Source organism: Desulfosporosinus lacus DSM 15449 (assembly GCF_900129935.1).
In the GTDB taxonomy this organism is placed as follows: domain Bacteria; phylum Bacillota; class Desulfitobacteriia; order Desulfitobacteriales; family Desulfitobacteriaceae; genus Desulfosporosinus; species Desulfosporosinus lacus.
In genome coordinates this window covers 1-7,643 of the sequence record NZ_FQXJ01000047.1, presented here as the reverse complement: position 1 = coordinate 7,643, position 7,643 = coordinate 1, and the positions used below count along the sequence as shown (strand labels likewise).

Sequence of the window (7,643 nt, the reverse complement as noted above, 5' to 3'; positions counted from 1 at the left end):
AAACACGAGAATAGCAGTTGCTCGAAAGAGGTTACTTACTTGAAGATAGATTGGAAATCGAAAACAAACAGTAAGAACGCTTAGTGGAGATAGATAGGCAATACAAGGCACAAGCACATCTCATTATCAACTGAACCGCCGTGTACCGAACGGTATGCACGGTGGTGTGAGAGGACGGGGGTTAGTCACCCCCTCCTACTCGATTGTCATCCTTGCCACTTTATCTGGGGCGTCTTAAATTCGTCGGCGCCGACGAATTTGGAGAGTCGGGGTTCCACCCGTTCGGATCCACATTGCTGGAGTTTGCGTCGCAAGTCGCAATGTGGCGAAAGGCTCCCCTTCGCCACGAAGTGTTTCTTTGGGGTGGGTGGCTCGGCGATACTCATCCTACGCCGATTAGTATTCTTTGGGGATCGCGGCTTCGGCGAAACCTCCACTGGAGGCTTTCGTCACAGGACACTATCGTGCCTTTCGTATCGCCAGGTAACAAGCGAAAAACTATCTCTAACGAGGTAGTTTTTCTGTGTATAATGTCACACTACATAAACATGAACACATAACGTGTCCCAAGGCAAAAGGAGCTAATACTCTATGCACAGAGTATTAGCTCCTTTTATTTCTAAAATAAACCTGCGGGTCCTCTGTTCGATTCAAACTGGCAAGAGTATAGGGGCGTGTAAATGATAATAGTTATCATTTACACGCCAAAAGAAATGTAGTAAAATATACAGTAAAGCGGTTTAAAGAAAGCCTTCTCAGGATTTTGATGCAACAGAATAGTCGTTGATCTGCAAATCATAATGATTTTGACCTTTTATGTAATAACAACTTACATCGCCTTTTATGACAAGGGATAATTAATTTTTTCCAAGCGCAGCAGAACTTATAAAATACTAAAAGAAGTTCACCCATTAATTGATAATAGTTATCGATATACTTAATAATAAAATATGAAAGGATTGTTGTTTCAATGAGAGTGGTAGCAAAAAATATAAAATATTGGAGCAATACATGTGATAGAAAATCGATGGCTGAGGAGGTAGCACAAGGAGTTAATGAAATATATGATAATTTGCAAAAGGGCGAGGTAGGCAAAATCTCTAGGAATCTTGATTTACAGGCGACTGCCGAGAATAGAAGTTTCGTTACGATTAGCTCAGAAGACTTCTGGGCCGATGGACAGTGGTTAAGTTACTGGGAAGAAAGAATGAAGGCTTTTGGTGTGGTAGTGCAACCAGAGGGTTTGATTATGAACAATAAAGGTAATTCAAATGAATAATAATATAAAAGTTGATGAGATAGTGAATATGGTGAGTCTCCAAAATATTCAGGATGACAAGGATTATTTATGCTCGACCATAGCTTACTGGACGGCGCCAACCATTGCCGGGAGAAAGCCGTCCAATTTGCTTTCTTTCTCGCATAATTGCCGTGATCTTTACAGTCTTTGGGAAGCCAATAAAGAAGAAATAGTGGCTAAACTACAGCTAGAATACATTGAAATTCGAAAATGCCCCAGAAGAGTACTTGTGATTCTATTTAATAGGTTACTATTAAAACAAACTTTATTGAATGATAAAAACAGAAATTTCCTTAAAGCCTTAGGATATCCGAATAAGTTAGTTTTGGACGAGTACCTATCTTTGCTTAAAAGGCGATTCGAAATGTCTTGTCCGCACGAAGTTGGAATCTTTCTAGGCATTCCACTGGAAGATGTTGTTGGCTTTATTCAAAATGGAGGTAAAGGTTGCTTGCTAAACAGCTACTGGAAAGTATATCATAATCCTGAAAAGGCTAAGTCAATTTTTGCCTCTTATGATAGGGCTAGAGTAGATGTGTTTTCCTCACTCCTATATGGGAAGCGAAGTTTCGCCCCAATTCAGACACAGTGATAGATGCTTATTACTTTATATAATAATAAGTAAATTACAGCAGAGAAATATATTGAGAATCCATTGAAGAAACAAGGAGAGGGATAGCAAAAACAAGATAACTGGTTTTGTGACGAAACTAGATTTTCAGCCCTCTAAGGTATTTATCGAGTGTTGCTTTAAAATCCTCCGAATTTACTTGTCCTAAGTCCAAAAAGTTGGACTTATAAGATGTATAGTCAAAGTTATTGCCGAACTTTTCTCGAATGAGTGGTTCGTACTTCAAGAGTAAACGATTATTCAGGTTATATTGATGGACTTCGGTGGATGAGCCAATCATCTCGGATGTGATTGGCAGATGAAATTGAATAGCTTGAATGTAAGATAGATTACGCTCGATTACTTCTTCACTCACAATACCGGAATGAGCCGCAAGTTTGGTTTTTGCAGGGAAATGTTTAATGTACTCTAGAGTTTTGATAAATTCATCGAGATCATAGTAATCAAGATAGGGAATAGGAAATTCAACAAGATCTCCGACAAATAATACTGAATCTCTCCGATCAAAGCATAGCGAAGAATCAATCGTATGCCCTGGGGCATAGATGAATTCAATATCCTCATCTTCTAAAATAAGCTTTTCGCTGAACGTAAGGTTAGGATACTTAAGTTGAATTTCTCCGTTATGGAATTTTCTTAAACGGTTCAATTCATATTCGCCGATCTCTTGCATACGTGTTTTTGCCTTTTCATGCCCAATGACCTTTGCACTTTCGAAAGCACAATTTCCCCAGATATGATCCCAATCGGAATGAGAATTAAAGACTAGGAGTTCTTTGGATACTATCCGGTTCAAGAGATATTCCTTTATGATATTCATAGATAGCGGACCTAAGTGCGTATCACACAACACATAATGATGATCTCCTTTGATTAAATACACTGAAATATCATCTTCGTAGGTGAAGATGACACCTCTTGTTCCTATTTCTTGAATAATCATTATGCCCCTCCTCCAGAATGAATGATTATCAACATTATACCTTTTAAAGGGACGTTAACAAAGATCTGGATATACTCATTGAAATAATGCTATCTTAATATGGTCTCAGTTAGCCATCTTATCCTTTTAGCTGGACTTGCCTTGTAATTGCGGGAATGAGGGGAGTTATAGAGGTGCGGAAGTTTGATGAGGATACTGGTTTTAGTCATAACTGGTCTAAAGCCAATTTCTTATTAGTTTTCTAATGAACTTAAATTCGTTTTGTTTCGCTGGTTAAAGGGTAAAACTAATAAGATCGCTCAGATGCTTCAATTTAAGAACGAATTATCGTGGTCATTGGTTGTGAGAATCTTGAATCCATACTGGTGCAAAAGGAAGTGTATTTATGCTTGGCTTAGCTTTAGAAGGCGGCGGTGTAAAAGGCGCCTTTCATATGGGTGCCGTAAAAGCGTATTTTGACGAAGGTTATTATTTTGATGGAATAACAGGCACGTCCATTGGAGCGCTCAATGGCGCCATTATTGCGCAAGGGGATTTTGAGATTGGGTATCAATGGTGGCAAAGGATGGATACTTCCTTTTTATTTGATATTGATCAAATACAGATACAGAAATTTTTAAATAGAAAAATTGATAAGGATGTTCTTTCTTACATGTTCTCAAAAATAAAGGATATCTTCGAAAACAGAGGCCTTGATACGAAAAAGATACGGGAAACATTGAACAATATCGTTGTGGAAGAAAAACTGCGCAGATCGAAAATTGACTTTGGCTTAGTTACAGTCTCTGTCTCAGATTTGAAACCTTTAGAGCTTTACAAGGAAGACATCCCTTACGGCAAGTTAGTGGACTATTTAATGGCAAGTGCAAATTTCCCCGCATTTAAAATAGAACCGATAGAGGGCAAGTTCTATATAGATGGAGGTTTTTATGATAATTGTCCGATCAATCTTCTAATCAGAAAAGGATATAAAGAAGTAATAGCGATAAGAACTTTGGGAATAGGACTAACAAGAAAACTAGAAGATGCAGATGTAAAAGTGACCAATATTATCCCCTCGGGAGATTTAGGAATGGTTTTGAATTTTGATCAAAACCTTATTCAGACAAATCTAAGAATGGGCTATTTTGACACCATGCGTGTCATTAGAGGTCTTAAAGGTAGAAATTACTATATTGAGCCTGTTGACAACGATTCGATTTTCAACAGTTTATTGTCTGTGTCAGAAGATGCAATATATGAAATGGGTAGAATCATGCATTTACCGCAGATGGAACCAAAGAGACTGCTTTTTGAACAAGTGTTGCCAGCTTTATCACGTATGCTTGGTTTTTCTGCCACCTCTACTTATCAGGATATTTTGCTGGGAGTTTTAGAACACATGGCAGAAGGAAATGGAATCGAAAAGTACAAAATTTGGAGTCTATTAAGTTTTTTGGAAGCAATCAAAAGCAATAACAGCAATGGAGTAAGCACGCGCAGTTCCATCGTTTCCGAGATCGCAAAAACAACAAAGCTTAAATTAAGTCTTTCAAACGATGTTGCTTTGAAAGAAATATCAAAGATATTTCTTTTAGAGTTAAGGTTAGGGTGGTTTTAACAAATAGTACATTGTCCAAACCTTTATCGCGTTAATCTTCACTAACCGATCCAGATAACCGTTTCTTTACTGTATTATAACTCGGTAATAATTTTCCTCGAGCAATTCTTTGATTGTATGTACCTGGGCCGGATCGATAGTCTCCAATTCGAGCTCTACCTTGGCATAACTGATCGGTATATCCAAGGTTTCCCTTCGGTGTGTAACTGCCAGGACATTGGCCCCCTTGCTTGCAATCAACTGTAAAAGTTGTGCTAAAGCGCCAGGCCGATCGCTAATAACAGTCGTAAGAAAACACTTTCGCCCATTCTTGACAAGTCCTTTGTCGATCGTGCGCGCAAGGATGTTAACATCGACGTTTCCTCCACTCAACACGGCAACCATTTTACGATTTTTATAATGAGATAGACTATGTATGATCCCAGCGGCTGCAGTAGCACCAGCACCTTCCGCAACCACTTTAGCACTTTCCAAGAACAAAAGCATTGTACTGGCTATTTCGTCCTCGTCGACGGTTACGATATCGTCAACATATTGTTTTACAAGTTTAAAGGTTAGATCACCGGGTGTTTTCACAGCAATCCCATCAGCAATGCTTGGAATGCCATCGATTGTCATTACGCGATGATTGGCTATCGATTCTAACATCGAAGGGTTGTTTTTACTCTGTACCCCTATTATTTTTATAGCAGGATTTAAAGTCTTTAGTGCTAAGGCGACACCTGAAATCAATCCACCTCCGCCAATTGGTAAGATGACGACTTCAACGTCGGGTAGCTCATCAAGGATTTCTAAAGCAATGGTTCCCTGACCTGCAATTACCAGTGGATCATTAAAAGGATGAATAAACGTCGCTTGGGTTTCTGACTGAATGCGTCGGGCCTCATTATAAGCTTCGTCATAGACTTCGCCGTAAAGAATGACTTCTGCACCATACTTACGTGTTGCAGTTACTTTGGAAAGAGGAGCATGCAAAGGCATGACAATTGTTGACTCAATCCCGTAAATAGTTGCAGCTACAGCGACACCTTGGGCGTGATTACCTGCAGAAGATGCAATTACGCCATATTCCTTTTCTTTGTCAGTTAGATTAGCTATTTTGTTGTACGCTCCTCTGATTTTGAAGGAGCCGGTGCGTTGAAGGTTTTCCATCTTTACGTGGACTTGATTACCACTGAGACTACTCAAGATGGGATTGTGGACTAACGCTGTTTTATAGGAAATTCCTCGGAGTGTCGCTTTTGCCTTTATAATGTCTTCTAGAGAAATGTCCATAGTTTAGTTCCTTCCTGAGAGTATACTATATTTCATTTATTATAGTTTGTTCATTTAGAGTACAATCTATGAGGAAATATAATGGAATCAAATAGACTGTGGTTATCTAATTTCTTTCCTGATGTAGTATTGAAATATCAATAATAAGAGCCGTGTTCAAAGGAACACGGCTCTTATTATTGTCTAAAATGGTCGATTGAAGAGGAGAGGGGTAAGCGTCAGGCCGATGGAGGATACAGTGAGGGAACTAATTTTTTCCAATATGCGTGAATATTATTAGACACCTTTGGGGCCACAATTTATTTTTGGTACTTGTCGATGTTGACTTCGCAAATTAAAAGGAAAGCCCATGGTCTATCAAGAGCGAAAGAGTATCTTATCAAAAGATTATTATGAAAATTAAGGGATAATGATTGACAATTATTTGCATTAGAACTATACTTTCAATTAAGTAATAATAAATTAATAATTATTACTTAATTGAAAGTAATGCATACCGAATCTTTTTCGTGATCTGCCAAGAGTTTAAAAGAAAAAATTATGAGGAGGTTTTTAGCATGGAAAATGAAAATTTCAACAGAATGCCTTTGATAGGAGACGAAGCACCGTCTTTTAAAGCAAGAACAACCCAAGGGGATATTAACTTTCCGGAAGATTATAAGGGGAATTGGGTAATTTTGTTCTCCCATCCTGCGGATTTCACACCAGTCTGCACGACTGAATTTATGACATTTGCAACGATGATTGATGAGTTTAAAGAGTTAAATACTGAACTGATAGGACTTTCAGTAGATTCCTTATATGCACATATTGCCTGGCTTAGAAAGATTCAAGAGCTTGAGTATAAAGGGATGAAAAATATAGAGGTTACATTCCCATTAATAGAAGATATAAAAATGGATGTAGCAAATAAGTTTGGTATGATTCAGCCAGGGCAATCCGATACACAGGCAGTAAGAGCAGTATTTGTTATCGATCCGCAAGCTAAGATACGTTGTATCCTTTATTATCCTCTTTCTACTGGTAGAAATTTTGATGAAATTAAGCGAATCATTCTTGCACTTCAAAAGGCAGATAAAGATGGAGTTGCAACTCCTGCAGACTGGAGACCTGGAGATGACGTGGTTGTTCCGACAGCAGGATCTTGTGGCACTGCAAAAGAAAGAATGGAAAATCAAGATGATGATACTTATTGTCTTGACTGGTTTATGTGTTTCAAAAGAGAAAAATAGTGGTTAGACTTAATTGTTAACCATTTTAACCGCTGATTGAACTGCTGCGTGCAACTCATTCAGCGGTAATTTAGTTATTTATATGACTTATACTGACAGATTAAAAAAGGGGTTCCGAGAGTATTCGTGCAAATCAAAGTAATAGTAGATGTAATCCAAAATCATGGCAAAATGAAGGTAACAAAATGAATAACTGAAAATGAATAAAAAAACAGTTGACAGCACGGAATAAATGAGGTATTCTAACAAAGCGCCTAAACGACGCACGGTGGTTGAACTGCAGCAGAACTTCGAACTGTTCAACCGAACAATGTAAATTAGCTATTGACAACGAGAGTTGAAAATGCTAAGATACAACTCTGGCCTTAAACAGCCAAAGAAAATGATGGTCTTTGAAAACTAAACAACAAGGACAGCCAATGAGAGAAACTCGAAAGAGTTTCAAAAGAAATCATGAGCGAATCATCTTCTTCATTGAAGTGAGATAACTTTTTTTGGAGAGTTTGATCCTGGCTCAGGACGAACGCTGGCGGCGTGCCTAACACATGCAAGTCGAACGGAGAATTTCAATAAGTTTACTTAGAGAAGTTTTTAGTGGCGGACGGGTGAGTAACGCGTGGGTAACCTACCCATAAAGCCGGGACAACCCTTGGAAACGAGGG

The 7,643-nt window shown here is 38.5% G+C and carries 6 protein-coding genes and 1 rRNA gene; 5 read left to right on the top strand and 2 right to left on the bottom strand.

Translation table 11 applies throughout. The features are described from left to right. Positions 1–970 precede the first annotated feature (970 nt). Both BUB11_RS26400 and BUB11_RS26395 read left to right on the top strand, forming a co-directional pair. Entirely contained in the window at positions 971–1,279 is a 309-nt protein-coding gene (locus tag BUB11_RS26400) for an NADPH-dependent FMN reductase family protein (protein WP_073033605.1), read from the top strand. Then, the gene (locus BUB11_RS26395; RefSeq protein ID WP_084110588.1) at positions 1,272–1,892 is read left to right on the top strand and encodes a DUF3793 family protein; all 621 of its coding nucleotides are present in this window, start codon (positions 1,272–1,274) and stop codon (positions 1,890–1,892) included. The genes BUB11_RS26400 and BUB11_RS26395 overlap by 8 nt, the downstream gene beginning before the upstream one ends. Before the next feature lie 118 nt (positions 1,893–2,010). On the opposite strand, the gene BUB11_RS26390 is transcribed toward BUB11_RS26395, so the two are convergent. Beyond that, positions 2,011–2,874, bottom strand: a complete 864-nt coding sequence (locus tag BUB11_RS26390; protein WP_073033603.1) for an MBL fold metallo-hydrolase — start codon at positions 2,872–2,874, stop codon at positions 2,011–2,013. A 385-nt stretch (positions 2,875–3,259) separates the two neighbouring features. Between BUB11_RS26390 and BUB11_RS26385 the strand changes: the two genes are divergently transcribed. Then, on the top strand, positions 3,260–4,474 hold the full coding sequence (locus BUB11_RS26385; protein ID WP_073033601.1) for a patatin-like phospholipase family protein: 1,215 nt from the start codon (positions 3,260–3,262) through the stop codon (positions 4,472–4,474). A 66-nt stretch (positions 4,475–4,540) separates the two neighbouring features. On the opposite strand, the gene ilvA is transcribed toward BUB11_RS26385, so the two are convergent. After that, complete coding sequence (gene ilvA, locus BUB11_RS26380; RefSeq protein WP_073033599.1) at positions 4,541–5,749, bottom strand: threonine ammonia-lyase; 1,209 nt, start codon at positions 5,747–5,749, stop codon at positions 4,541–4,543. A gap of 557 nt (positions 5,750–6,306) precedes the next feature. Between ilvA and BUB11_RS26375 the strand changes: the two genes are divergently transcribed. Continuing rightward, positions 6,307–6,981 (top strand): peroxiredoxin, encoded by a 675-nt coding sequence (locus tag BUB11_RS26375; protein WP_073033597.1) that lies wholly within the window; start codon positions 6,307–6,309, stop codon positions 6,979–6,981. A gap of 491 nt (positions 6,982–7,472) precedes the next feature. Continuing rightward, positions 7,473–7,643: ribosomal RNA gene (locus BUB11_RS26370) — 16S ribosomal RNA — on the top strand; the annotation flags it as partial.

Bases quoted from the DNA above. Each gene is read 5' to 3' on its own strand.
- BUB11_RS26390 (WP_073033603.1), bottom strand. From the start codon at position 2,874: ATGATTATTCAAGAAATAGGAACAAGAGGTGTCATCTTCACCTACGAA.
- BUB11_RS26400 (WP_073033605.1), top strand. From the start codon at position 971: ATGAGAGTGGTAGCAAAAAATATAAAATATTGGAGCAATACATGTGAT.
- BUB11_RS26395 (WP_084110588.1), top strand. From the start codon at position 1,272: ATGAATAATAATATAAAAGTTGATGAGATAGTGAATATGGTGAGTCTC.
- BUB11_RS26375 (WP_073033597.1), top strand. From the start codon at position 6,307: ATGGAAAATGAAAATTTCAACAGAATGCCTTTGATAGGAGACGAAGCA.
- BUB11_RS26385 (WP_073033601.1), top strand. From the start codon at position 3,260: ATGCTTGGCTTAGCTTTAGAAGGCGGCGGTGTAAAAGGCGCCTTTCAT.
- ilvA (WP_073033599.1), bottom strand. From the start codon at position 5,749: ATGGACATTTCTCTAGAAGACATTATAAAGGCAAAAGCGACACTCCGA.